The sequence below is a fragment of the Bradyrhizobium sp. th-b2 genome, assembly GCF_000426785.1.
GTDB lineage: Bacteria > Pseudomonadota > Alphaproteobacteria > Rhizobiales > Xanthobacteraceae > Bradyrhizobium > Bradyrhizobium septentrionale.
This window is the reverse complement of sequence record NZ_KE384570.1, coordinates 1-24220: the sequence shown is the minus strand read 5'-3', so window position 1 is coordinate 24220 and position 24220 is coordinate 1. Positions and strand designations below refer to the sequence as shown.

At 65.0% G+C, this 24220-nt stretch carries 21 protein-coding genes and 1 pseudogene; 8 read left to right on the top strand and 14 right to left on the bottom strand.

Going from position 1 to position 24220, the window contains the following annotated elements; genetic code table 11:
* Window positions 1-293 precede the first annotated feature (293 nt).
* Window positions 294-680 carry a fluoride efflux transporter CrcB gene (crcB, locus tag K359_RS0149415; protein WP_029085483.1) on the bottom strand — a complete coding sequence of 129 codons (387 nt, stop codon included), beginning with the start codon at window positions 678-680 and terminating at the stop codon, window positions 294-296.
* A gap of 230 nt (window positions 681-910) precedes the next feature.
* On the bottom strand, window positions 911-1510 hold the full coding sequence (locus K359_RS0149410; protein ID WP_021078629.1) for a superoxide dismutase: 600 nt from the start codon (window positions 1508-1510) through the stop codon (window positions 911-913).
* Between the two features lie 142 nt (window positions 1511-1652).
* Between K359_RS0149410 and K359_RS0149405 the strand changes: the two genes are divergently transcribed.
* From K359_RS0149405 to K359_RS0149395, 3 genes are all read left to right on the top strand, one after another.
* On the top strand, window positions 1653-2183 hold the full coding sequence (locus tag K359_RS0149405; protein ID WP_029085482.1) for a GNAT family N-acetyltransferase: 531 nt from the start codon (window positions 1653-1655) through the stop codon (window positions 2181-2183).
* Between the two features lie 255 nt (window positions 2184-2438).
* Window positions 2439-3824 (top strand): MATE family efflux transporter, encoded by a 1386-nt coding sequence (locus K359_RS0149400; RefSeq protein WP_029085481.1) that lies wholly within the window; start codon window positions 2439-2441, stop codon window positions 3822-3824.
* A 148-nt stretch (window positions 3825-3972) separates the two neighbouring features.
* Entirely contained in the window at window positions 3973-4416 is a 444-nt protein-coding gene (locus K359_RS0149395; RefSeq protein WP_029085480.1) for a DUF2147 domain-containing protein, read from the top strand.
* Between the two features lie 178 nt (window positions 4417-4594).
* On the opposite strand, the gene K359_RS0149390 is transcribed toward K359_RS0149395, so the two are convergent.
* The 5 genes from K359_RS0149390 to K359_RS0149370 all read right to left on the bottom strand — a co-directional run bounded on the left by K359_RS0149390 (window position 4595) and on the right by K359_RS0149370 (window position 11359).
* Window positions 4595-5743, bottom strand: a complete 1149-nt coding sequence (locus K359_RS0149390) for a DUF3095 domain-containing protein (RefSeq protein WP_029085479.1) — start codon at window positions 5741-5743, stop codon at window positions 4595-4597.
* A 275-nt stretch (window positions 5744-6018) separates the two neighbouring features.
* Window positions 6019-7224, bottom strand: a complete 1206-nt coding sequence (gene zigA / locus K359_RS0149385; protein ID WP_029085478.1) for a zinc metallochaperone GTPase ZigA — start codon at window positions 7222-7224, stop codon at window positions 6019-6021.
* A gap of 339 nt (window positions 7225-7563) precedes the next feature.
* Window positions 7564-9426, bottom strand: coding sequence for a molecular chaperone HtpG (gene htpG / locus K359_RS0149380; protein ID WP_029085477.1), 1863 nt, complete (start codon window positions 9424-9426; stop codon window positions 7564-7566).
* Window positions 9427-9510: 84 nt separating this feature from the next.
* Window positions 9511-10317, bottom strand: coding sequence for an MBL fold metallo-hydrolase (locus K359_RS0149375; protein ID WP_029085476.1), 807 nt, complete (start codon window positions 10315-10317; stop codon window positions 9511-9513).
* Between the two features lie 61 nt (window positions 10318-10378).
* On the bottom strand, window positions 10379-11359 hold the full coding sequence (locus K359_RS0149370) for an AraC family transcriptional regulator (protein ID WP_029085475.1): 981 nt from the start codon (window positions 11357-11359) through the stop codon (window positions 10379-10381).
* Window positions 11360-11546: 187 nt separating this feature from the next.
* On the opposite strand from K359_RS0149370, the gene K359_RS0149365 reads away from it, so the two are divergent.
* Complete coding sequence (locus K359_RS0149365) at window positions 11547-12110, top strand: sigma factor-like helix-turn-helix DNA-binding protein (protein WP_029085474.1); 564 nt, start codon at window positions 11547-11549, stop codon at window positions 12108-12110.
* Here K359_RS0149365 and K359_RS0149360 read toward each other — a convergent pair.
* On the bottom strand, window positions 12089-13183 hold the full coding sequence (locus K359_RS0149360; protein WP_245284981.1) for an asparaginase: 1095 nt from the start codon (window positions 13181-13183) through the stop codon (window positions 12089-12091). The two genes, K359_RS0149365 and K359_RS0149360, sit on opposite strands and share 22 nt — an antisense overlap.
* A gap of 200 nt (window positions 13184-13383) precedes the next feature.
* On the opposite strand from K359_RS0149360, the gene K359_RS0149355 reads away from it, so the two are divergent.
* From K359_RS0149355 to K359_RS0149340, 4 genes are all read left to right on the top strand, one after another.
* Window positions 13384-14556, top strand: a complete 1173-nt coding sequence (locus tag K359_RS0149355; protein WP_029085472.1) for an acyl-CoA dehydrogenase family protein — start codon at window positions 13384-13386, stop codon at window positions 14554-14556.
* 172 nt (window positions 14557-14728) lie between these two features.
* Window positions 14729-15343: a TetR/AcrR family transcriptional regulator gene (locus K359_RS56840; protein ID WP_051346880.1), complete on the top strand. Its 615-nt coding sequence runs from the start codon at window positions 14729-14731 to the stop codon at window positions 15341-15343.
* 252 nt (window positions 15344-15595) lie between these two features.
* Entirely contained in the window at window positions 15596-16750 is a 1155-nt protein-coding gene (locus K359_RS0149345; protein ID WP_029085471.1) for an OpgC domain-containing protein, read from the top strand.
* 190 nt (window positions 16751-16940) lie between these two features.
* Window positions 16941-18455, top strand: a complete 1515-nt coding sequence (locus K359_RS0149340) for an ATP-binding protein (RefSeq protein WP_029085470.1) — start codon at window positions 16941-16943, stop codon at window positions 18453-18455.
* Window positions 18456-18639: 184 nt separating this feature from the next.
* Here K359_RS0149340 and K359_RS0149335 read toward each other — a convergent pair whose 3' ends face one another.
* The 6 genes and pseudogenes from K359_RS0149335 to K359_RS0149310 all read right to left on the bottom strand — a co-directional run.
* Window positions 18640-19029, bottom strand: a complete 390-nt coding sequence (locus tag K359_RS0149335) for a hypothetical protein (protein WP_035978692.1) — start codon at window positions 19027-19029, stop codon at window positions 18640-18642.
* A gap of 61 nt (window positions 19030-19090) precedes the next feature.
* Entirely contained in the window at window positions 19091-20023 is a 933-nt protein-coding gene (locus tag K359_RS0149330; RefSeq protein ID WP_029085468.1) for a DUF2950 domain-containing protein, read from the bottom strand.
* Window positions 20020-21750 (bottom strand): DUF3300 domain-containing protein, encoded by a 1731-nt coding sequence (locus K359_RS0149325; RefSeq protein WP_035978690.1) that lies wholly within the window; start codon window positions 21748-21750, stop codon window positions 20020-20022. Before K359_RS0149325 ends, K359_RS0149330 begins: the two co-directional genes overlap by 4 nt.
* A gap of 82 nt (window positions 21751-21832) precedes the next feature.
* Entirely contained in the window at window positions 21833-23131 is a 1299-nt protein-coding gene (locus tag K359_RS0149320) for a TAXI family TRAP transporter solute-binding subunit (RefSeq protein ID WP_245284980.1), read from the bottom strand.
* Between the two features lie 120 nt (window positions 23132-23251).
* Complete coding sequence (locus tag K359_RS0149315) at window positions 23252-23665, bottom strand: hypothetical protein (protein WP_245284979.1); 414 nt, start codon at window positions 23663-23665, stop codon at window positions 23252-23254.
* Between the two features lie 24 nt (window positions 23666-23689).
* A pseudogene (locus tag K359_RS0149310) lies at window positions 23690-24220 on the bottom strand (HlyD family secretion protein); the annotation flags it as partial.

The window sequence follows — 24220 nt, the reverse complement described above, 5'->3', positions numbered from 1 at the left end:
CGTTCGTGACGACCGCGAAGCGCCCCTCGATCGGGTGAGACGGGCGAACCATACACTAAGTTTCCATTCCGATAAACCGAAATATTTTTGCTCCTGGGGCTTGCGCCGTCGGGCAACTCAGTGGCACGCGCGCGTGAGGGAGCCACCGGCGGCAGGGTTCCCCCCCCCCTCTTGTCCGCCGAAGCCTCTTGGCGAAGGCGGATGCGGGGGAGGGAGCCTGAGAAGCGTGCTCACCTCACCGTCATTTCTGACTCACACTGTACGCGCCCCGGAATGACGGAGATATGCGCGCCTCAGCTCAAATGCCTGATGATCGCGAGGCCGGCGAACAGACCCGCGATCGACAACACGACCGAGCCCGCGACATACAGCGCCGCAAGGCCGAGCTCGCCGCGTTCGTAGAGCACGGCGGTGTCGAGCGAGAAGGCCGAGAAGGTGGTGTAGCCGCCGAGGATGCCGGTCATCAGGAACAGCCGCCAGGGCTGCGAGGCCTCGCCCTTGAAGGCGAGATAGCCGGCGATCAGGCCCATCACGGTCGAGCCCGTGATGTTGATGATGAAGGTGCCGTAGGGAAACGCGGTGCCGATGCAGCGCGCGCAGGTGACGTTGATCAGCTGGCGCAGCGTCGCGCCGAGACCGCCGCCGAAGAAGACCAAGAGATAGCTTCCGAGTTGCCCCATGCGCGCTTTTTGCCGCAAGGCCACGATTGTCGCAAGGACCGCAAATCGAAAAGGGCGGCAGCCGAAGCTACCGCCCTTGTTCAAAACTCTCACATCGTCATTCCCCGGTGCGCAATTGCGCACCTGAGGGCGGTCCGCAGGACCGGACCCGGAATCTCGAGATTCTCGGGGCGCAATTGCGCCCTTGAGGGTTCGATGCTCCGCATCGCGCCGGAATGACAGCGCGGCGATTAGCCGGCCTTCCCGAACAGCTCGTCGACGTAGTCCCAGTTGACGAGGCTGTCGACGAACGCCTTCAGATAGTCCGGACGGCGGTTGCGGTAGTCGATGTAGTAGGAGTGCTCCCAGACGTCGACGCCGAGGATCGGCACCGCGCCGTGGACCAGCGGGTTCTCGCCGTTCGGGGTCTTGGCGATCTCGAGCTTGCCGCCCTTGACCTGCAGCCAGGCCCAGCCGGAGCCGAACTGGCCGACGCCGGCGGCGGCGAAGTCGGTCTTGAACTTCTCGAAGCCGCCGAGATCCTCGTTGATCTTCTTCTCCAGACGGCCGGGCAGCTTGCTGCCGCCGCCATTCGGCTTCATCCACTTCCAGAAGTGGATGTGGTTGTAGTGCTGGCCGGCATTGTTGAAGACGGCCGCGTTCTTGCCGAACGAGCCCTTCACGATCTCCTCGAGGGACTTGCCTTCGAATTCGGTCCCCTTGATCGCATTGTTGCCGTTGGTGACGTAGGCTTGGTGATGCTTGTCGTGGTGAAACTCCAGCGTTTCCTTGGACATGTAGGGCGCAAGGGCGTCGTGGGCGTAGGGCAGATCGGGTAGCGTGAAGGTCATGGGGTAATGTCCAACAGAGGGTGGGAGACTACACTTAACGGGTCCCCCTTATAGAAGGTTCCATCGCGGAGAAACACCGCATTTTCGGATCGTGTATGACAGATCGGCACAGCCGAGCACCCAAGGCCCAGGACCCACCGCGATGAGTATCGAAATCGACATTCTCAACGGGGATGCGTCATGGCGGCGCGTCGAGCCTCTGCTGCGGTCGGTCTGGAGCCCAGATGTCGTCGAGAAACAGCCATGGGCCAACATCAAATGGGCTCACGCGGATTTGCGCGTGCTGCTCGATGCGCCCGACGACAGCGGGCTGGCCTGCCATGTCGGTATCTACTTCCGGACCATCACCTGGAACGGCCACAAGGTGCATGTCGGCGGCATCGGCGGGGTCTCGACCCGCGAGGACTGCCGGCGCCGCGGCTATGCGTCGCTCGCGCTTGACGCCGCCGTGCACACCATTCGTGCCAATGATGCGGTGAAATTTGCAATCTTATTCTGCGAGCCGCACAATTTCGCATTCTATCAGGCGCGCGGCTGGCATCCCTTCACCGGCGAGGTCACTTGCGAACAGCCGTCGGGGCAGATCCGCTTCGAGGCGATGGCGCCGTTCGTCAACGACATCGTCCGCGCGCCGCGCCAGGGCAAGATCGACCTATGCGGCCTGCCGTGGTGACCCCTGCGCGCGCGGTGGTGGCGAGTGCTTCTCACCGCCCGTAAAATGTCGAGCATCATTTATTGCCGACGGGTTTTCACAAGTGACCTCGAACTGTGGCCGCGAGCACACTGCGCCCCCTCTCCCGCTTGCGGGGGAGGGTTGGGGTGGGGGTATCACCGCGAGTCGCATCGAGGAGGGAGCCCCCACCCAGATTGCATCTCCGATGCAATCCGACCTCCCCCCGCAAGCGGGAGAGGTGAAGGTTATCAGCGCATGACCATTGACGCCTCGATCGACGACGTCAGGCCCGCCGCGGTCGCGCCTGCGGTGCCGGTCGATCATCTGCTGACGGCGCCGATCCTGCCGACGCTGCTGAAACTTGCGATCCCCAACACCATCGCGATGTTCGGCTCGACCCTGGTCGCGGTTGCCGAGACCTCCTATATCGGCCGGCTCGGCACCGAGCCGCTGGCGGGCATCGCGCTGGTGTTTCCGTTCGCGATGCTGACGCAGATGATGTCGGCGGGCGCGATGGGCGGCGGCGTCTCGTCGGCGATCAGCCGCGCGCTCGGCGCCGGCGACCGCGACCGCGCCGCCGATCTGGCGCTGCATGCGGCGATCATCGGCGCCTGCGCCGGATTGTTCTTCACCGTGATGATGCTCGGCTTCGGCCAAAACTTCTACGCGCTGCTCGGCGGACGCGGCGGCGTGCTCGAGCAATCGATGCATTACTCGCAGGTGCTGTTCTCCGGCGCGATCTCGATCTGGCTGGTCAACACGCTGGCGTCCGTGGTGCGCGGCACCGGCGACATGCGGATTCCCTCGATGACGCTGATCACCGTCTCGCTGATCCAGATCGCGGTCGGCGGCGTGCTCGGTCTCGGCCTGTTCGGCATGCCCAGTCTCGGCATGCGCGGCGTCGCCGCGGGCCAGCTCACGGCCTTCACGTGTGGTGCGATCTTCCTTGCCTGGTATCTCGCCAGCGGCCGCAGCCACCTCAAACTCGACTTCGCCGCGTTCAGCTTCCAGCGCGCGATGTTCCTCGACATCCTCAAGGTCGGCGCGATCTCCTGCCTGTCGCCGCTGCAGAGCGTGCTGACGATCCTAATCTTCACCAAAATCCTGGCGGGCTTCGGCACCGAGACGCTGGCCGGATACGGCATGGGCTCGCGGCTGGAATTCTTGCTGATCCCGATCGCGTTCGCGGTCGGCGTCGCCTCGGTGCCGATGGTCGGCATGGCGATCGGCGCGGGCCTGGTGACGCGGGCGCGCAAGGTGGCGTGGACCGCCGGCACCGTCGCCGGTCTCGTCGTCGGGCTGGTCGGGCTTGTGGTCGCGGTCAAGCCGACGCTGTGGATCGCGCTGTTCACCCGCGATCCCGGCGTGACCGCGGCCGCCTCGTCCTATTTCGCGCTGGCCGGCCCGGCCTTCGGCTTCTTCGGCGTCGGCGTCTGCCTCTACTTCTCCTCGCAAGGCGCGGCCAAGGTCGGCGGCCCCGTGCTGGCCGGCACCATCCGCCTGCTGCTGGTCGGTATTGGCGGCTGGTGGCTCGCTACCGTGAGCGCTCCGGCCTGGACGTTGTTCGCGCTGGTCGGCGGTGCCATGGTGGCGTTCGGCCTCGCCACCATCGTCTCGATCAAGCTGACCCGCTGGGGATAAACCGCGACGCCGCGGAGCGTTGCCTGAGCATGACCTTCCCGGAAAAGAGCAAGAAAATTTTCCAGACGACGCGCGCCTGATCGCGCAAATATGACATTGCAGAAATCTTTCGACTTGTTATGCAGGCCGGCCTTCTGGGGGATCAATCATGGCTTGCCGATTCGGACTCGTGATCGCAATCGTCGCGACGGCGCTTGCCGTGCCTGTCGCGCATGCGCAAAGCGCGCCTGAGCCGGCCGGCGTCTGGCAGACGCAGGCGGGCGATGCCCGCGTCAAGGTCAGCAAATGCGGCGGCGGCATCTGCGGCGTGGTGGTGAGCCTGCGCGACCCGATCGATCCGATGACCGGCAAGCCGCAGGTCGACAACAAGAATCCCAATCCGTCGCTGGCCAACCGGCCGATCATCGGACTGCCGCTGTTCGCCGGCATGCATCCGGTCGCCGCGGGCAAATGGTCGGGCCAGATCTACAACGCCGACGACGGCGGCACCTATGCGAGCAGCATCACGGTGACCGGCGAGAGCACGCTACGCGTCGAAGGCTGCGTCGGCGCGCTGTGCGGCGGCGAGACCTGGACCCGGGTCGGACGGTAGAGTCTAGCTGAACAGCAACCGCAAAGGGATTGCGCCCCTCTCCCGCTTGCGGGGGAGGGTCGGGGTGGGGGCTCTCTCCACGAGTCATATTGTGGAGAGAGCCCCCACCCGTCGCGCTCCGCGCGCCGACCTCCCCCGCAAGCGGGAGAGGTGCACCGGATTCGCGGTCAGACCGAATCTACACCGCACGCGTCTTCAGCACGGTCGCCGCCGAGGCATAGCCGCCGCGGGCGCCGTCGATGAAGTGGACGTGGTCGGCGCGCATCACCGACGGCGTGAAGCAGGTCATCATCGCGGCATCCTGTTCGTGCAGGCCGTAGCGCACGACGCCCTGCGCGGCCGCGGCGACCAGGCGCTGTTCGAGCTCGGCGGCGAGCTCCAGCGTGCAATCCAGGATCATGCGCAGGCCGTCGTCAAACTTGCGGAAGTCGGAATTCTCGACCACCTGCCGCACATAGTTTTTCGGCACGAACTTGCCGACCGGGATATTGAACCGCATCAGCGTGTAGGCCCACAGCGTGAACGCGAGTACCGTGGCACGGCGTAGCGCGAGCGAGCCGCCGCGCCGCGCGCGCGCCTCGTATTCAATCCCCTGCGTCGGCCAGCGCAGCGGCGGGCCGCTTGCAGGCACCGGCCGTCCGGCCTCCGGGCTCTTCTCCACCCGCACGACGATGTCCTCGATCACCCTGCGGAAGGCGGCGGGATCGGCGTCCTTCGCCGGCAGCACCAGCACCGAGAGGATGACGCCGCGCACTGAGGGCATCACCTCGAAGCGGCAGGATAGGCCGGACAGATCGGGCTGCGTGCCCGGCGGCGCCGGATCGACCGCGAACTCGTCGCGCTTCATCGCGGCATCGGCGTAGGCCAAGCCACCGCCGGAGAACATCGCATAGGACAGATTGGCCGACGGCCCGAAGCGCGCGACGCGGACATCGGCGCCCGCGGCGCGGATCGCCGCCATCGGCACCAGCGCCACCCGCAGCACCAGATCGAGGTCGTCCTGGACCCAGCGGGCGGTCGCGGCCAGCGCCTCGCGCGCCTTGTCGAGATCGGCGGGGGAGATCGCGAAGCTCGCGCCGTCGCCGCCGAACACGAAGGGGAATTCGCGGCCATCGAGCGCATTGGTGACGGAGGCGACCACCGCGGCGCCGGCCATGTTGACCGCCTTGTAGCGCTGCGCCGCGATCGCCTTGGTCGACTCAACGATATCGGCGACGCCGACCGTCCAGTCATCGGGCAGCCGCGCATACAGCGCCGGATCCATCAGGCGCGCGAAGCCGCGAAACACCGGAATGCTGCCGTAAAAGATCTCGCTGCCGCCCGCCATCGCAACGCCGCGCCGTTGTTTGCCTGCTACGAATCTCTCTAGCAGATACGCGGCAGGTTGGGGCGGGGTTTTGAAAGCGTAGCCCGCAGGAGCCAAGTCCCGTCATCCCCGCGCAATGGCTTCGCCATTGTCGCTGGAGGTGCGAGCCTTGCGGCGCATTTGCGCCGCCGGGCGAGCCTCGAAGGATGCACGGCCCTGCTCGTGGCCGTCGATCCTTCGAGACGCTGCTTCGCGGCACCTCAGGATGACGGAGATAGAGCAGCGTGGCCCGATACTCACGCCGCCTCGCCTGCCCTTCTCCACGGCGGAAACGGATCGCGCAGTTTTTTCCAGGCCTGCGGGTCCATGCCGGGCCGGCCCGTGACGAGGCAGGCATCGAGCCGGCGGCGAATATCGTCCTCGTTCATCCCCGCACCGATGAACACCAGCTCCTGGCGGCGATCGCCATAGAGGTCATTCCAGCTCCGCTGCATCATCAGCTGCCAATCCGGATGATCCGGCCACCGCTCGCGCGGGATCGCCGCCCACCACGAGCCGAGGCCTTCGGTGCGGACGATCGCGCCGGCCTGGCTCATCTCGCCGCACCAATCCGGGCGCGTCGCGATCCAGAAATGGCCCTTGGCGCGGATCACACCGCCCCAACTCTCGCACAGGAAGCCGTGGAAGCGCGCCGGATCGAACGGGCGCCGCGCGCGATAAACGAAGCTCGTGATGCCGTATTCCTCGGTCTCCGGCACATGCTCGGCAAAGCCGTAGAGCTCCTTGTGCCAGAGCGGATGCTGCTGCGCGCGCTCATAGGCGAAGCGGCCGGTGTCGAGCACGCGGTCGAACGGGACTTTGGCAAAACTCGCCTCGACGAGTTCGGCGTCGGGATTGAGCGCGCGCACGATGGTCGCCGCGGCCTCGCGCTCGGCCGGTGTCGCGGCATCGACCTTGTTCAGCACGACGACGTCGGCGAACTCGATCTGCTCGACCAGCAAATCGACCAGCGTGCGCTTGTCGCCGTCGAGCGCCTCGCCGCGCTGGGTCAGGAAATCGGTCGAGGCATAGTCCTTCAGGAGATTGGCGGCGTCGACCACCGTGACCATGGTGTCGAGCCGCGCGACGTCGGAGAGGCTTTGGCCATCTGCATCGCGAAACTCGAAGGTCGCGGCGACCGGAAGCGGCTCGGAAATGCCGGTCGATTCGATCAGCAGATAGTCGAAGCGGCCGCTCTCGGCCAGCGCGCGCACCTCCTTCAGGAGATCGTCGCGCAGGGTGCAGCAGATGCAGCCATTGCTCATCTCGACCAGTTTCTCGTCAGTCCGGGACAGGTTCGCACCGCCATCGCGAACCAAGTCGGCATCGATGTTCACCTCGCTCATGTCGTTCACAATCACCGCAACCTTCAGGCCGTGGCGGTTGTTCAGGACTTGGTTCAGCAAAGTGGTCTTTCCAGCCCCGAGGAAGCCGGACAAGATGGTGACGGGGAGTTTTGGCATCGAGATCAAACAGTTGTTGGAGGGATGGGCGGCGGCGGGACATGGGTCACTGGATTTATGTAATGTTATAACATAACATCATCGCGGCCGCGACCTGTCAAGCGCCGGAATACGGCGCGGCGCTATTTGCGTTGTTCACGAAGGCGTAGCCCGGTTGAGGGAAGCGATATCCGGGGTCAACTCGTGCCTGCGGCCATGCTCCTGGTCCCGTCATGCTTGAGGAGCCGCGAAGCGGCGTCTCGAAGCACGACGGCCCCGCTGCAACAGCTCGGCCGTGCATCCTTCGAGACGCGCTTCGCGCTCCTCAGGATGACGGCGATAGAGAGCTACGAATCTTCCCTACTTCGCCACGCCGCGCAGCACGAGCTGGTTCATGCGGCTCGCGAAAGCGGCCGGATCGTCGGGCATCTCGCCGTCGAGGATCTGCGCTTGCTCGAACAGCAACAGCGACAGGTCCTTGGCCTGCGCGGTGTCGGTCGCGAGCGCTGCGACCAGCGGGTGACGCAGATTGATCTCGAGGATCGGTTTGGTGATCGCGCCGCGGTTCTGCTGGGCGAGCAGCCGCTCCAGCGCGCGATCGCGCGCGTCACCGCCGGCGACCAGGCACGACGCGCTCGCGGTCAGCCGCTGCGAGGCGCGCACATCGGAGACGCGCTCGCCGAGCGCATCCTTGATCACTGCGATCGTGGTCGCGGCATCGGCGGCCGGCTCGTCCTTGTTGTCGTCCTTGTCGTCGGAAAGCGGGATCAAGCCGAAATCGACATCGCCCTGGCTGAGCGACTTCAGCGGCTTGCCGCCGAAATCGAGCGGCGCCGAGGTCCAGAACGCATCGACCGGATCGGTCAGCAGCAGCACCTCGATGCCGCGGGCACGCGCCGATTCCAGCTTCGGGTTCGACTTCAGCCGCTCGACGCTGTCACCGACGAGGTAATAGATCTCGGTCTGGTTCGGCTTGAAGTCGTCGACAACTTGCTTCAGCGAGCGGTTCTCGCCCGACGTCGTGGTGAAGCGCGCCAGCGCCAGCAGTTTTTCGCGGCGCTCGAAATCCTCGTAGAGGCCTTCCTTGATCACCGGACCGAACGCGTCCCAGATCTTTGCGAACGTCTCCGGCTCCTTCTCGCCGAGCGTTTCCAGCTCGCCGATCACCCGGCCGGTGACCGCCTTGCGGATTTGCGCGAGCTGCGGATTGTTCTGCAACATCTCGCGCGAGATGTTGAGCGGCAGGTCCTCGCTGTCGATCACGCCGCGGATGAAGCGGAGATAAGCCGGCAATAGCTCGGCATCGTCGGCGATGAAGACGCGGCGGACATAGAGCTTGACCTTGCCCTTGCGCTCGACCTGGAACAGGTCGAACGGCTTGGCCGATGGCGCGAACAGCAGCACGGCGTAGGACTGCCGGCCTTCGGCGCGGTAGTGCAGCGTCATCGCCGGTTCGTCGAAGGCGCCTGCGATCTGCTTGTAGGCCTGCGCATAGTCTTCCGGCGAAAGCTCCGACTTCGAGCGCTGCCACAGCGCGCTCGCCGAGTTGATCTGGCGCGGCTCGCCCTCCTCCGGCACCAAAAGGATCGGAAACTGGATGTTGTCGGAATATTCGCGGACGATGCGCTCGATCTCGTAAGCCTCGAGATATTTGGCGGCGTCCTTTTTCAGATGCAGCACGATCTCGGTGCCGCGCGCGACACGCTCGGCGGCCGCCTCGCTGGCCGGCGCGATCTCGAAGCCGCTGCCGCCTTCCGACGACCACACCCACACTTCATCCGAGCCGGCGCGGCGGCTGGTGACGACGATCTTGTCGGCGACCATGAACGCGGCATAGAAGCCGACGCCGAACTGGCCGATCAGATTGGCGCCGTCCTTGGCCTCGGTCAGCTTCGACAGGAACGACTTGGTGCCGGAGCGCGCGATGGTGCCGAGATTATCGATCAGCTCCTGACGCTCCATGCCGATGCCGGTATCGACCACGGCGAGCGTATCGGCGGCCTTGTTCGGGACGATCCTGATCTCCGGCGGCGTGCCGTCGGTGATCAGGCCGGGATTGGCGATCGCCTCGTAACGCAGCTTGTCGCAGGCATCAGATGCGTTCGAGATCAGCTCGCGCAGGAAGATATCGGTCTCGGAATAGACCGAATGCACCATGAGGTGCAGCAATTCGGCAACCTCGGCCTGGAACGGCTGGGATTCGGCGGCGGCAGTCGTGGTCATGCGGAAACTCGGACAATCGCAGGTGGCGGGAAAGCCCTGATATAGCGTGATCGCGCCGCCTGGCAAGCCAAGCGGGGGGAACCGTCAGCCCGAGATCGCCGCGAGATAGCGCTCGACCGAGCGATCGAACGCCGCTTTGGCGTCCGAGGCGATGTTCTTGCCCCACCAGGCGCCATAGACCCGCTCAAAGGCCAGCGGCGCGACCGCGCGCGCGACGCGGCGGACCGCGGACGCATTGAGCGGGATGTAGTTCGGGTAGGAATACATGAAGCTGACCGAACGGCGATCCATCGCCACCATCGCGATGTCGCCGGTCAGCAGCGCACCGCGCCCGTCGGCGCCCTTGCGCCAATGCAGCATGGTGGCGCCGGCAAAATGGCCGCCGGCCCGCAGCAAAAGGATGTCGTCGGAGATGCGATGGCTGTCGCCCTGCCACGGCACGATCGACGGATGCGGCCGCGTCACCCATTGCGCGTCGTCGCCATGCAGATAGACCTGCGCATTGTCGAACGCCGCGCTCCAGTCGGCGACCGCGCCATAGTAATGCGGATGCGAGATCGCGATCGCCTTCAGGCCGCCGAGCGACCTGACATGCGCGATCGCCTCCGCTGTTGCCAACGGCACGCAGTCCCACATCACGCAGCCGCCGCGGTCCGGCACCAGGAGCGCGCGCTGACCGATCGCAAATGCCGGCTCGAGCGCGATCCCGACCAGACCGAGATCGTCGCGCCAGACCAGCCGATGCCGCCCGGCGAGCTCCTCGCGCGTCAGCCAGGCCTGCCCTTTCCAGTTCACATATTGCCGCTCGTCCTCGCAGATCGGGCAGGACGGCGGCGGCGCCGCGGTTTCAGGAAATTGCGCGCCGCATTGTTCGCAGGTCCAGATAGGCATTGGGAGAAGCCACGCGTTGGGATGAAGCCGGTCCCCGCTCTACGTCAGCAGCGCGAGGCGTTCAATGCCTGCGCCCCAGTTCCATCTGCATCTCCGCCGGCGCGACGCCGAATTTTCTGCGGAACGAGCGATGGAAATAGGACAGGTCGTTGAAGCCGGCCGTATAGGCGATGTCGCTGACCTTGCGGCCGGCGCCCTGTTCGTGCAGCAGCAGCCGGCGCGCCAGCAGCAGACGCTGCTCGAGCACGAATTCCGAGAACGTGGTCCCGGCGGAGGCGAACAGGCGCTGCGCCTGCCGCGTGCTCAGCGCATTCGCGCGCGCAACGGCCTCGATCGTGAGGTTGCCGTTGTCGAGGTTTTTCAGAACGTCGGCCTTCATCAGATCGAGCCGCGTCTTCGCCACTCCGTCGCCTGCGGCCAGTTCCTTCTGCTCGGCGCTGCTGCCGAGCACGAGACCGACCAGATCCGCCAGATGATGCGCCGCCGCCTGCTGGCCCGGCGCGTCGAGATCGCCGGCAAGGTCGGTGCAGAGCGCAGAATAGCGTTCGATCATCGCGCTCAAGGCCGGGTCGCGCCCGAGCGCCCGCGCCAGCTGCGTCTCGACCGACGGCGTCGCCTGGAGCAGCAGGCGCCGCGGAAACCGCGTCGTCATAAAGCTGCCGGACTGGGTGAGATCGGCGGTGCCGACGATATTCATTTCGGTGAGGCACATCTGGCCGCGCGCCAGCTCGATCGCCTTGCTGCCCTGTGTGACCTGCACCATGCCGCGCGTCGCGAAGATCAGGACGAGGTCGTCACAGCCGTCGTCCAGCAGGGCGCGGGTGCGGGCAAAGCGGGCCGAGCCGCCGCGTGGCGTCGCAATCGCGACCGTATGCAGCAGCGTGAACTCGTTGTGGCAATCGATGCGGTTGTCGTCGGTCGGTGCGACATCGAGCCGGCAGAAGCCGCGGCAAATGCCCTCGCGCCACGCCTCATAGGCCGGCCCCCTGGCCAGTCCGTGATGGAAAATCGAGAACCGGTTGGGCACCTGCGTCTCGGACATGATCCGTGCTCCGAAAGCCCGATCGTTCGAAACGAGGCGATGAACGATCACGTTCTGCCAGATATGCGCAGGTCGGGCGCGCTTGTCGTTCCTGTCCCTACGCTTGGCGCGACGGTCCACGACTCCGGCGGGGAGCCTGATACCACTCCGCCGATTGCTGGTAAAGCTATTCACGAGATGCAACCCTATGATGCGAAATGCGGAAGCCGGGAATAAAACCGCGCAGCAGTTTCGTGACGCGGCACTGCCGTGTCTCGACGATGCCTATGCGTTCGCCCAGGTCCTGGTGCGAAGTGAGGCGGACGTCGAACAGGCCGTGCAGGAATGCTATCAGCGCGCCCTGCACCAGTTCGACGGCTTGCGTGGACCGGCCGTGCGGCCGTGGCTGCTTGCGATCCTCAAAGCTGTCTGTCAGGAGAAGCTCGGCGAGAAGCCCGGCCGCCGCGGCACGCCGGCGGATGCTGCCGGCACGAATGGAACTTCCGCCCCGCGTGGCACCCCGACGATCCGGCAACTCATCGACGAACTGCCCGCGCCGCTCGGCGAGGTCATCGCGCTGCGCGAAGTCATCGATCTCTCCTATAAGGAGATCGCCGAGGTCACCGGCATTCCAGTGACCACCGTGATGTCGCGCCTCGCCGAGGCCCGCGCGCGGCTGCTCGCGGCGCGCCGCGCCGCAAAGGCAGCGCCGGAGGCGAGGCCCACAGGCGGCGGGTCAAAACTAACGGTCTACCGCGCGAATGCCTGTTGAACCGCCGAGGACTCCGTGATGCCGTTGGCGATCAGGAGCTGAAGCAACACCCGCGCCTTCTGTGGATTGAGATCGAGCGCGACCGCAAAGCCGAGCTTGTCGTCCTCGACCTCGACGTTGCGGTTCACGAAGCCCGAGCCGACGCGGCTCGAGCGCACGACCACGACGCCCTGCTTCGCCGCGGCCGCCAGCGCATCGATCGCGCCCTTCGTTGAATTGCCGTCGCCGACGCCGGCGAGCACGATGCCCTTGGCGCCGCGCTTGACCGCGTCCTCGATCTCGGCGGCGTCCATGTTGGCATGCGAATAGATGATGTCGACCCGCGGCAGCGGCGGCGCATCCGGCAGCTTCAGCTTGGCACTCTTGACCGGTACCGCCGGCTGCAGGAAGCGCGGCGAGCCGGTGTCGACATAGCCGACCGGCCCGGCATCGGCCGAGCGGAACGTCTCGACGCTGGTCGTGTTGGTCTTCTGCACCCAGCGCGCCGCATGGACGGTGTCGTTGAGCACCACGAGCACGCCGCGGCCGCGGGATTCCGGCGCCGAGGCGACCCGCATCGCCTCATAGAGATTGGCCGGGCCGTCGGCACCGATCGCGGTCGAGGGCCGCATCGAGCCGACCAGCACGACCGGGATGTCGGTGTCCAGCACGTTTTGCAGGAAGAACGCCGTCTCCTCCATCGTGTCGGTGCCATGGGTGACGACGACGCCGTCGACCTCCTTGTTGTCGATCGCGGCGCGGATTCGCTTGACGAGGTCGAACCAGACCTTGTCGTTCATGTCCTGCGAGCCGATCGATGAAATCTGCTCGGCCGAGATCTGGGCAAGATTTTCGATGCCCGGAATCGCCGCCACCAGATTCGCCGAGCTGACCTTGCCCGAGTCATAGGCATTGCCGGCGCGCGCGCTGGCCTGGCCTGCGATGGTGCCGCCTGTGCCGAGCACGAGCACACGGGCGAGCGTGGTGTCGGTGGCCCTTTGAGCCGCTGCCGGCGACGCAAGCCCGACGACAAGGGCAGCGGCAAGGCCGGCGATCCATCGCGCGGAATAGCTTGATTGAACCGAGTGCAGCATCATTTTCTTTCCCCAGTGACAACTTTCCTGCCCACAACTCGTGGTTTTATCCCGCAACAAATCGACGAAGTTGCGGCGGAAAATGTCGTGGACGACATCCCGGTTCTCGCCGCGTTTCTTCGCCACTCCCGCAAAATATTGACATCTCCCGGATGACGGCGCACATTTTTCGAAGATTATTCGAATTTTTGAGCAAGCCCATGGATTTTCAGCTTCCCGACGAGTTGCGCGTGCTGCAGGGACGGGTGCGCGAATTCGTGCGCAGCGAGTTGCAGCCCCACGATGCCGCGATCGAGGCGACCGGCGAGGTGCCCGAGAGCGCCATGGCCGGCCTGCGCAGGATGGGATTGTTCGGAACCAACACGCCAAAACAATTCAGCGGCCTCGGCCTCTCGATGCTGGGCAGCTGCATCGCGATCGAGGAGCTCGCGAAGGCCCACACCGCCTTCTACTATCTGAGCGGGGTGAACGTTCATATCGGCTCGAAGGCTATCGAGTTCTACGCACAGCCCGCCGTTCGCGACCGATGGTTGCCCGAGCTTGCCAGCGGACGCGTGATCGGCGCCTTCGCCCTAACCGAGCCGAACGCCGGATCCGACGCCGCCCGTATCCAGACCCGGGCGCGGCGGGACGGCGATCATTACGTGCTCGACGGAAGCAAGACCTACATCACCAATGCGCCGGTCGCCGGCGTCTTCACCGTATTCGCCACGCTCGACCCGTCTGCCGGCGCGAAGGGCATCGCTGCCTTTGTCGTCGATGCGAAGACCCCGGGCCTGCGCATCGGCCGCCTGGTCGAGATGGCCGCCGGGCGCGGCTCTGATCATGCCGAGGTGATCTTCGAGGGCTGCCGCGTGCCGCGCGAGAATCTGCTGGGCCAGGAGAGTGAAGGATTTGCCATCGCGATGCGGTGCCTGGATGCCGGGCGCACGCATTGGGGCGCCTATTGCGTCGGCGCGGCGAGCCAGCTGCTGGACTATGCGCTCGATCATGTTTCCGAGCGGGAAACATTCGGACGCAAACTGCGCGACCATCAGGGCATCGAGTGGCAGATCGCCGACATGGCGAGTTCGCTGCACGCCGCGCGCCTCGTCGCCTATGAGGCGGCCTGGCGTTACGACCAGGGCGACGCGGCCGCGCGTACCGCCGCGGCGGCGCTCTCCAAATATACCGGCGCCGACATGGTGCAGCGCGTCGCCGACATGACCATGCAGCTGTTCGGCGGTGCCGGTTATTCCAAGGACCTGCCGCTCGAACGTATCTGGCGGGAAACACGGGTGGTGCGAATTCTGGATGGCACATCCGAGATCATGCGCCAGATCATCGCCCGCAATGCATTCCGCAACCATGAACGGCGCAACGCAACCATCTGACAACAGCCTCTTCCATTTATGTTGCAATTGTCCTTGGTGATCCACTTCCGCTGTCTTAGTGTTTTGCGGGGATGGGAGATTCTTGTTCTGACGCGTTTCTTTGCGCGAGCCGGTATCCATCCCGGATCAAGTCCGGGACAGGCTTCGCTCGAAAGCGCTCTTGGAGAAGGAAGTGGCTTCGGGGACGATACTCAAGCTCAAGCAACAACGCAGCCGCGACCGGCGCGAGCAGATTCTCTCGGCAGCCACCAGGCTGTTTGGCGAGAGAGGCATCGATGGCACCTCGCTCACCGACATCGCCGCGGCGGCCAAGGTGCCGCTCTCCAGCCTCTATGATTATTTCGAGGACAAGCGCGCGCTGGTGCTCGATGTGCCCGCGGGCAATTTCGAGGCGCTGTATCAGAAGACCGAACCGCTGCTGGTCAAGGGTGGCGACCCCGTCGAACAGCTCCGCATCATCTTCCTGACCAACTTCCAGTACATCAAGGACAACCCGGGCTGGGGCCGCGTGTTCTTCCTGGAGATATGGCCGAGCGTGCTTGCCGCCGAGCCGCGGGTGAAGAAGGCGGTCGACAAATACGCGCTGCTCTATGTGCAGCTGCTCAAGCAGGCGAGCCGCGCCGGCACCTATCGCAGGAACCTCGACCCCTACACCGCGATGTCGCTGATGATGGGCGGGATGTGCCACCTCACCGCGGTCTGGCTGCTCTACGGCCGCAAATACGATCTGGTGAAGAAGGGCAAGGCGCTGTTCACCACGCTGCACAACGGGTTCGTTCGGCGTTAGTTGTGCGGGTGTGCGGCCCCAGCTCTCTCGGATGGGTAGAGCGCAGCGAAACCCATCATTCGTTAGGCCGGCACGGAGTGATGGGTTTCGCTTCGCTCTACCCATCCTAAGCACTGAACGAACCGGCATGGCGGTTCTCATCCGAGCATGATCTTTCTAAAACCGTTACACAACTATGCTGATCCTGCTCTAGTATGATGCTGTGTGCGCGCGCTTTGCGGAATGCGCGAGGTTGGGGAAGGGAACGAACCGATGGACGTCAAGGCTGTCCTGCCGCCGCGCGGCCGCGACTATCGCCTGGATCTCTTGCGTGGCTTCGCCAACTGGGCGATCTATCTCGACCATATCCCGAACAATGCGGTGAACTGGATCACGCAGAAGAATTTCGGCTTCAGCGACGCGGCCGACCTGTTCGTGTTCATCTCTGGCTACACCGCATCATTCGTCTATGCGCGGATGATGCTCGAGCGCGGCACCGTGATCGGCGCCACCCGCCTGATCAAGCGGGCCTGGCAGATCTACGTCGCGCACGTCCTCTTGTTCGTGATCTATATCGCCGAGATCGGCTATCTCTCCCAGCGCTACCACGACCCCAACCTGGAGAACGAATTCAACGTCGCGGGCTTCATGCACAACCCGGCCGAGACGCTCTATCAGGGCCTGCTGCTGGCGTTCAAGCCCGTCAACATGGACGTGCTGCCGCTCTATATCGCCCTGATGGTTTGCTATCCGCTGGTGCTGTGGGCGATGTTGCGCAAGCTCAATCTGACGCTGCTGGCCTCGTTCCTGCTCTATCTCGCCGCACGGCATTTCGGCTGGAACCTGCCGGCCTATCCGTCCGGTACATGGTATTTCAACCCGTTCTGCTGGCAGTTCCTGTTCGTGTTCGGCGGATGGTTTGCGCTCGGCGGCGCCAGCGAGTCGATCTCGTTCATCCGCTCGCGCGCTTTCCTTTGGCTCGGCGGCGCCTATCTGTTGTTCGCGCTGGTGATGACGCTGGCGGGCCGCTTCCCGGAGCTCGGCCAGGCGATGCCGGCCTGGCTCTATGATGCGTTCAACCCGAACGACAAGACCAACCTCGCGCCCTATCGCGTGCTGCACTTCATCGTGCTCGCCTTCTTCGTCACGCGCTTTTTGCCGCGCGAGTGGCCTGGATACGAATGGCCGATGTTCCAGCCGATGCTCAAATGCGGCCAGCAGTCGCTCGAGGTGTTCTGCTCCGGCGTCTTCCTCGCCGTCATCGCGCATGTCTTGCTGGTCGAGGTCTCCGGCAGCATCTGGATGCAGATCCTGGTCAGCGTTGTCGGCATCGTGCTGATGACCGCGCTGGCTTACTACCGCTCGTGGTCGAAGAAGGTCGACAAGGCGCCGGCGAAAGCGCCGGCCGCCGCCAAGCCGGCGGAGTAGACCGGGGCGACCGCGCACGATCGATCTTGCGCGCGCCGGGCCGCCGCAGCGACTCGGCACCCCTCGCAGTGAACGGTTTCCGGCTTGTCCACCTCCCGGCCGTCCCTGGGGATGATGTCGCGGTTCGCTCGACGGGGCGCGATCGGCTTGTTAAGCCGCGTCTCCGCAAGGATGATTTGAGTCGGGGCAGATGACCGTAGCGATCGAGATGGGACAGACGACGGCCGGCGCTTCGGCGGCCATCGACCTCGAGGAGCTGTTGGCGACGCGCCTCCTGGTGCAGGGCAATTCGGGTTCCGGCAAATCCCATCTGCTGCGCCGGCTGCTGGAACAGAGCGCGCCCTGGGTGCAGCAGACCATCATCGACCCCGAAGGCGACTTCGTCACGCTGGCCGAGCGCTTCGGCCACCTCGTCATCGACGCCGAAGACCATACCGAGCGCAGCCTGCAGGTCGCCGGCGAGCGCGTGCGCATCCACCGCGTCTCCACCGTGCTCAATCTCGAAGGGCTCGACGCCGAGAACCAGATGCGGCGGGCGGCGGCTTTCCTCGGCGGAATGTTCGAGGTCCCCCGCGACCACTGGTATCCGATGCTGGTGGTGGTGGACGAGGCGCAGCTGTTCGCGCCGGCGGTTGCGGGCGAAGTGACCGACGAGGCGCGCAAGCTCTCGCTCGGCGCGATGACCAACCTGATGTGCCGCGGCCGCAAGCGCGGCCTTGCCGGGATCATCGCAACCCAGCGGCTCGCCAAGCTCGCCAAGAATGTCGCGGCCGAGGCGTCCAACTTCCTGATGGGCCGCACCTTCCTCGATATCGACATGGCGCGCGCCGCCGACCTGCTCGGCATGGAGCGGCGGCAGGCGGAAGCCTTCCGCGACCTCGAGCGCGGCCAGTTCATGGCACTTGGACCCGCGCTCTCGCGCCGCCCGCTCGGCTTGCGCATCGGTCCAACCGACACGCAGCCGCGCAACGCGGCGCCGCGGCTGATGCCGCTGCCGGAAGCAGCACTTGAGGACGCGCGCGCCATCATCCTGGCAGCGCCGCCGCCCGAGACCGTGCGTCCGTCGCGCCGGGCGCCGTCGCCGGACCTGCTCAGCCAGCTGATGGCCGCCAAGCAGCCGGCGCCGGAGCCAAGTCCCGAAGCCGCGGAGCCGCCGCTCAGCGCCGAGCAATTGACCGAGCGGCGGGAGCGGCTGGACCGTATCCTGCGCGCCATCCTCGCCGAACCCGACGCCGGCTTCCGCGCCATCGGCGTGCTGTATCAGGAGTTCGTGGTCCGCTGCCGCATCGAAGGGCTCGGCGCCGTCGTGCCGGAGCTGACCGATTTCCGCCGCATGTTGACGCGCGCCCGCGCCGGGCTCGGCACCGAGATGGCGGAAGACGACGCGTGGCAGGATGTCTCGATGCGCGCCGCGCTGCTGCCCGAGGACATGCAAGGCGTCTTCATGATGATCGCCCGCGCCGCGAAGGAGGGCTGGCCCTGCCCGAGCGATGCCGCGATCGCACGCGCCTACGGCACCCACTCGCTGCGCCGCGCCCGGCATCTTTTGACCTATATCGAGGAACAGGGCCTGATCGTCTGCCAGCTCGACGGCGCCGGCCGGCGGACCGTGACCCTCGTCGAACTCGCCTGGGCGACCGCGGCGGCCGATCCGAATGCGGATGAGGTGGCGGCGGAGGCGGCTGCGAGCTGCTCAACTCCATGATCTGAGGTTTGAGCAGCGAAGCGCACGATCCAAGGTGCACTCAACAACGAAAATGCCCGCCGAGAGGCGGGCTTTTTCGGTTTTCAGGCCAATCGTGGCTCGCCCGAGTTAGCAGCGCTACGCGCCGGAGCGTTTTCGCTTTTCCGAGCCTCTCCCTAGAGAATAGGCTGAATACAGCTCGAGTTCACCGCAACGAGATTGTGAGCCCGCCGAGGTTTGCGGCAAATTCCAGTCCTGCTTTCGGCCCTTTGAGCGTAAGCAGAACACCGCGTTCATTTCGCATGCTCACGCCGCCCACGCCGGCAGCCCATGCGCCGCCTCCTCCGACCAGCGTATAGCTGCCGGCGAAATCGTTGACCTCCCTGATGCCAGAGGCGGTGCCTTCCAGCCAGGTCACCGACGCACCCGCGCTTAAGCCGAGGCTGAAGCCGGACACGATGAACCGATAGTGCCGCCCACGGTAGGTGAGCGTGCCGCTCCCGCCGCCACCACCCACGACGAGAGCTGCCTTCACGAACTTGACCTGGACATGGCCAGTCGCCTGTGCGGAGCATGGCGTGACCGACAGGATCATCGCCGCAAGCGCCAGTATGACGGGACGGATCGTGCATCGCATCGCTGCGGCCCCTCTGAGCTCAGGGATTTGTAAGGTCGATCTTCTTCCAGGTGTGATCCGGATCGAAAACGATCATGCGCGAGGCGAGGAAATCGGTGCGTGAGCCGAGATCCTTTTGATAGACAGTGCCTGCGTGGTTGACCAGGAACGTCATGACGCCGGAATTGGCGTATTCGGCGGGATAGGCGACCAGTGCAAATCCACCGATCATCTTGCCCTTCACGACATAGTTCAGCGCGCCGCCCGGGGCGTCGGAGCCCTGCGCTTTCAGGATCCGATAGTAGTATCCGTGATACGGCGCGCTCTGCTCGCCGACCTTGTAGCCCTCCGCCGCGGCCTGCGCGGCCAGCTCACCGAGCGGACTCGGGTCCTTGTCGTCGCGCCAGAACAATCCGTCGGTCTTGCCCGGCCTGCTGACGATGCGCTGGGCATAGGCGCCCACACCCTCGCCGCGATCCTTTTCAGCATATTCATTCTGAGCGTCGACATAGGCGAGACAGGTCTGGATCGCAGCAAGCTCGTTATTGCCAATCCTGCGGTAGAGGATTTCGCGACGTCCCGCAGCCGCGTCAAAGCTCCAGCCGTCGCGGTTGTTGACGAGGGGAATCGGGAACGGGAAGTCGTCGGGCCCCAGAATCAGGGTGGCCTTCTTATTGTCGTCGGCCCTGATCGAATGCTTGGCGTCGTAGGCCGAAAGGAAGCGCTGTCGCGCATTGGCGTCGGCGACATCGTCGCCCGACTCAATGATGTCGGCAGCATCGCGGCCCAGCACTTTCAGCATGGCCCGGCTCGTGCCGGCCTTGACGGCGGTCGCCAAGGCGGACGCTGCGTCTTCGGGATTGGGGAAGCCCTGCTGGGCGCGAGCCGGAGACAGCAGCAGAGCGAGTGCTGCTGCCGCAGCGATGCCGACGGAAGCAATGCGATTCAATCGCAAGGACGAAGAGCCTGTCATTGTGATGCCTCCGACCGAGATGGAATCTTCGCACCAGTGGCACGCCATTCGTCGTAGCTGCGAAGCTTGAGGCCGAGCTTGTCGTAATAGACCCTGAGATAGCCGTCGGCACCGCGCGTCACCGCCGCTGGCATGACGTGCTCGACTTCCTGCGCCATCACGCCGACATAGGATTTGCTGCTGCCGAGATAGCTGAAGCGGTAATAACCGAGGCCGTTGGAGAGATATCCAAGCAGTTCGATGTCGTGCTTGAGCGCGATGTCGGAACGCCGTCCGCCGCCGCCGCGAAAGCCGCCGCCTCCTCCACCGCCACCACGGAATCCGCCTCCGCCGCCACCCTGGAATCCACCGCCGCCACGACCGGCGAAGCTTGCTCCGCCGCCGCCACCGCGCGGCATGCTGGCCATGCTCGATCGACCGCGCGCCGATGCCGCCGCAGCTGCCCGTCCGGACGACACGTTCATGGCACCGCCGCGATTGCCGCCGCCACCGCGATTGGCCGCAGCTGCGCGGTTACCGGCATTGCCGCGGTTGGCAGCCTTTGCGCGATCGCCGCCCCCCTTTGCGCCGGCTCGATCGCCGCCGCCCTTTGCACGATCTGAGGCACCTGCGCGATCGCCGCCACCAGGCCGATCGCGCGTGCCGGCACGATCTCCGCCGCGGTCACCACCGCGGTCACCCGCACGATCCGCCGCTCGATCTCCTGCTCGATCACCCGCCCGATCTCCGGCTCGATCACCTGCCCGATCTCCGGCTCCCTGGTTCGGACGCAGCACTTGCTGTCCGTCCCGGCCGCGGAAATCCATTCGGTCCGAGACGCCGGCCTTCACATTATTGCCGCCGAACCGCTGCTGGACGTTGGTGTTGCTGTAGCGGACGCCTTGCCGGTGCGCAGGGTTGTGCTGCCAGCTGTTGCCGATATTGTTCACCCGGTTGTAGTGGTTGACGTAGACGTTGCGGTTGCCCCAGTTGCACCCGCCGCCCCAGTAGTTGCCCCAACGGCCAATTGCCCATCCCGCGCCGAACGCCAGGCCGGTCGCGATGACGCCCGCGCCGATATAGGACGGATACCCGAAGTAGTCAGGTGGATATTCCGCGTATGGCCAGGTGCCGTAGACTGTGGCCGGTTCATAATAGGGCACGTACATCGTATTCGGATCCGCCGACTCGATTACGACCACCTGCTTGTTCTCTTGTGTTTGAACGCTGACCTTCTGCTGCTTGGTCGTCACCAGTTTCTTGTTGTCATAGGCCTTCGACCGCAACCGCTGAATCGCATCCATCACATCCGGTTGTTGCGCGAGCACCGCATCGCCCAGATTTTTGGTCCAATCGATCTTTTCGCTCATCATCGAAATAACGTCGGGCGTGCTCGCAAGCGCCTTCACACTGTCGTCCCAGGCCTGCTTCTCGACCTCGGTCTTCAACGCATCGCCTTTTAGATTCTTGCGCTCCTTCAGCCAGCGATCGGCCTGCACAACTTCCAGTGGGTATGTCGACGCCGCCAGCACGTTGGCCAGCAGCTCGTCGGGATAGAGCGCAATCGGCGCGACCAACGCTTCGAGCTGCTCGGGCTTCAACAACTTGTCAGCCGGCTGCGCTGTCGGCGCGGCTGCCTGTGGCTGACTACTCTGCGCTGGCGGCTTGTCGGCGGTTTGCGCCACCGCAGCGACGGGAATGGCCGATACCAGCGCAATCGCAACCAGAATCTTGCCCCAACGGAACATCGCGACCTCCATCGACACCGACGGTCGACAGCATCGGCCACGGCCGCGTCCCTCCTTTGATCGAGATCAAGGAAAGCGTCGCTCAGCTTCCGGCCGGGCCCGGCTGCTGCGACGCAAGATGGGCACGGCGATCATGGATCAGGTTCTCGAGCCGATGGGCCGCAACGTTCACCGCGGTGACGGCACGCTCGGCCTGGTCGTCCCCGACCGGCTGCTTACGCTGCGTCCGCAGCACCTGGTCGATTTCGCGCTCGATCGCTTCCAGCTCCGGCATAAGCTCGGCCGCCCGGATCCGCGGCCCCAGCGCGTAAAGCATGTCGAGCGCCTCCTGGCGGCTCGGTGCCTCGACCGGCCGGAGAAACTTCCAGGCCGCGGCGAGCACCGATGCAAGGCCGCCCGCGATCATCGGCGCCAGGAAAATCGCATTTCCCCATTGATCGAGAAAGCTCTCCCGGGTCCCTTCGTAGAATGCGGCGGCGCCCGGGTGCACGGGGATGTAGGCATCTGCATCGGTGTCGGGCGTCGCGATTTGCGCCAGCCCCGGCAACTCAGCGAGCAAATTGTGGCGGGCGGTCATGATCGACTGGGTCAAGTCGCCAATCAGATCGTTGCCAAGCTTCTTCTGCGCCACCAGGTAGAATGAGGTCCGCAGCGTCGTCAGGTCGTCGGGGGGAATTGGCGGCGAACCCCGCAATGTTCCCTTGGGCACGTCGAAGCTTTCGTAGGCCCGCTCCTTTTCGGCGATCGCGCCCGCCGACTCGATGGCAATCATCACGGGCCCGGTTCGCGAATTTTGCGGGAGAACGCCTCGCAGCAGGGACAGATATTTCTCGGTCAGAGGCATCACGACCAGGATGGCGCGGACCTCCTTGGCCTCCAGGGCCCGGCGCGCGTCCGATGGCAACAGCGGCTTGAACGTCACGCCCGCGCGCGCGAGATCGTATTCGTCCGACAACACCTTGATCAGCTTCTGATTGGCCTCGAACCCGATCACGCCGAGAGTGGCGCGCTTCAGCTCCGTCACGTCAGATATCGAAGTACCGGGCGGAGCAATGATCAGTGCGACGGCGTGGGCCAGCACGATCACGGCCTGGGCCTGCGACAGGTCGCCGACATCGCCGCGCACCACCGCAAGATCGACCTTTCCGGACGCGAACGCAGCGGCAGACTCGAGCGGCCCCGTGGTCTGGACCAGGCGCAGCCGGACTGTGGCTTTCGACTCCGTGAGCTTGCCGGCGATCGCCGAAATGAGCTTGTTCGCTTCGCCATCGAGCGAACCGACGGCGACGGTGAGCGTTGTCGGCCGAAGATACCAGCGATAGGCCAATAAGCTGGCACCCCCGAGCATCAAAACGAGCCCGGCCACCAGGGCGATGCGCAACGACCTCGGTAAACTGCTAGGATCCACGGAGCGTCACTCGGTCAATCCGGCGTTGACCGGATTCTGCTTCACAACGCTCAATATATCGGGCCGCAGAGATTGGTCAAAGGCTGCATTCCGCTAGAGTTTGCAGCGATGATAGGAGACCTGCATCCCCTCGACGCCCGGAAACTCGCGCGTGATGGTGTCGTCGTCGACAACCTTGAGGAAGAACTGGACGTTGGACACCATGATCCCCGAAGCGCAACTCACAATGATATTGAGGTCCTTGCCATCATCCTTGCGCGACTTGATCTTGCAGTTCTCGAACTTGCCCCTGAGGCGATCGGCCTCGGCGATGAACCCGCCGCCATAGATCCCGGAGAAATTCGTGAACGTGACCTGGTTCGCCCTGCCCTTGCGGGCGAACACCTTGCCGCATTGGTCCGCGCTTGTGGCCCAGGCGCCGGCGAGATCGAACGCGTGCGCGCAATCCGGCAATACGAACATCATGCCCGCTAGCACTATTACGCGACGCTTGCCGTCCGGTTTCATCTCCCGTCTCCCTGTTCGCGCCCGTCAGTGACCACTCAACACCAGCGTCTGGATCGGCAGCAGCAGCGCCTGGATCCGAAGCAGCAATGCATGAACGAGTGCGGTCGCGTCGACGACGTGCAGGGCAAACCCCTTCAACGCGCCGGTTTTCGGATCGGCGATCACGTCATGGTTGCTGGTGTAGGCATTGACGATGCAACTGCTGCCCGGTGTCACGCCGTCAAGGCCGCCCTTGTAGAGCGGCTCAAGGAACACGAGGATCGAGCCGGGCTTTTGCAGGCTCTGCGGGTCGATCAACAGCTCGGTAGCCCGAAACTGGCCGGCGGCGATGAAATCCTGCACGCTGGTGACGACCAGCGGAATGATCACCCAGGGTTTCGAGATGCATGTGGCTTCCGCGACCATGCCGGGCTTCATGACCTGGGCCTCGATCTGCCCGAACCCCGCCTGCAAGCTGTTCCGGCCGGCTTCGTCGGGTATCAGGATTCCGGCCGGCCGCATGATCTGGGCCACAAGATCCCCGGGGCGAACGAGGAATTGCTCGACACGGCCATC

What these genes read in the sequence shown, in the direction of transcription:
- crcB (WP_029085483.1), bottom strand. Translation starts at nt 680, where the DNA reads ATGGGGCAACTCGGAAGCTATCTCTTGGTCTTCTTCGGCGGCGGTCTC.
- K359_RS0149410 (WP_021078629.1), bottom strand. Translation starts at nt 1,510, where the DNA reads ATGACCTTCACGCTACCCGATCTGCCCTACGCCCACGACGCCCTTGCG.
- K359_RS0149405 (WP_029085482.1), top strand. Translation starts at nt 1,653, where the DNA reads ATGAGTATCGAAATCGACATTCTCAACGGGGATGCGTCATGGCGGCGC.
- K359_RS0149400 (WP_029085481.1), top strand. Translation starts at nt 2,439, where the DNA reads ATGACCATTGACGCCTCGATCGACGACGTCAGGCCCGCCGCGGTCGCG.
- K359_RS0149395 (WP_029085480.1), top strand. Translation starts at nt 3,973, where the DNA reads ATGGCTTGCCGATTCGGACTCGTGATCGCAATCGTCGCGACGGCGCTT.
- K359_RS0149390 (WP_029085479.1), bottom strand. Translation starts at nt 5,743, where the DNA reads ATGGCGGGCGGCAGCGAGATCTTTTACGGCAGCATTCCGGTGTTTCGC.
- zigA (WP_029085478.1), bottom strand. Translation starts at nt 7,224, where the DNA reads ATGCCAAAACTCCCCGTCACCATCTTGTCCGGCTTCCTCGGGGCTGGA.
- htpG (WP_029085477.1), bottom strand. Translation starts at nt 9,426, where the DNA reads ATGACCACGACTGCCGCCGCCGAATCCCAGCCGTTCCAGGCCGAGGTT.
- K359_RS0149375 (WP_029085476.1), bottom strand. Translation starts at nt 10,317, where the DNA reads ATGCCTATCTGGACCTGCGAACAATGCGGCGCGCAATTTCCTGAAACC.
- K359_RS0149370 (WP_029085475.1), bottom strand. Translation starts at nt 11,359, where the DNA reads ATGTCCGAGACGCAGGTGCCCAACCGGTTCTCGATTTTCCATCACGGA.
- K359_RS0149365 (WP_029085474.1), top strand. Translation starts at nt 11,547, where the DNA reads ATGATGCGAAATGCGGAAGCCGGGAATAAAACCGCGCAGCAGTTTCGT.
- K359_RS0149360 (WP_245284981.1), bottom strand. Translation starts at nt 13,183, where the DNA reads ATGCTGCACTCGGTTCAATCAAGCTATTCCGCGCGATGGATCGCCGGC.
- K359_RS0149355 (WP_029085472.1), top strand. Translation starts at nt 13,384, where the DNA reads ATGGATTTTCAGCTTCCCGACGAGTTGCGCGTGCTGCAGGGACGGGTG.
- K359_RS0149345 (WP_029085471.1), top strand. Translation starts at nt 15,596, where the DNA reads ATGGACGTCAAGGCTGTCCTGCCGCCGCGCGGCCGCGACTATCGCCTG.
- K359_RS0149340 (WP_029085470.1), top strand. Translation starts at nt 16,941, where the DNA reads ATGACCGTAGCGATCGAGATGGGACAGACGACGGCCGGCGCTTCGGCG.
- K359_RS0149335 (WP_035978692.1), bottom strand. Translation starts at nt 19,029, where the DNA reads ATGATCCTGTCGGTCACGCCATGCTCCGCACAGGCGACTGGCCATGTC.
- K359_RS0149330 (WP_029085468.1), bottom strand. Translation starts at nt 20,023, where the DNA reads ATGACAGGCTCTTCGTCCTTGCGATTGAATCGCATTGCTTCCGTCGGC.
- K359_RS0149325 (WP_035978690.1), bottom strand. Translation starts at nt 21,750, where the DNA reads ATGTTCCGTTGGGGCAAGATTCTGGTTGCGATTGCGCTGGTATCGGCC.
- K359_RS0149315 (WP_245284979.1), bottom strand. Translation starts at nt 23,665, where the DNA reads ATGAAACCGGACGGCAAGCGTCGCGTAATAGTGCTAGCGGGCATGATG.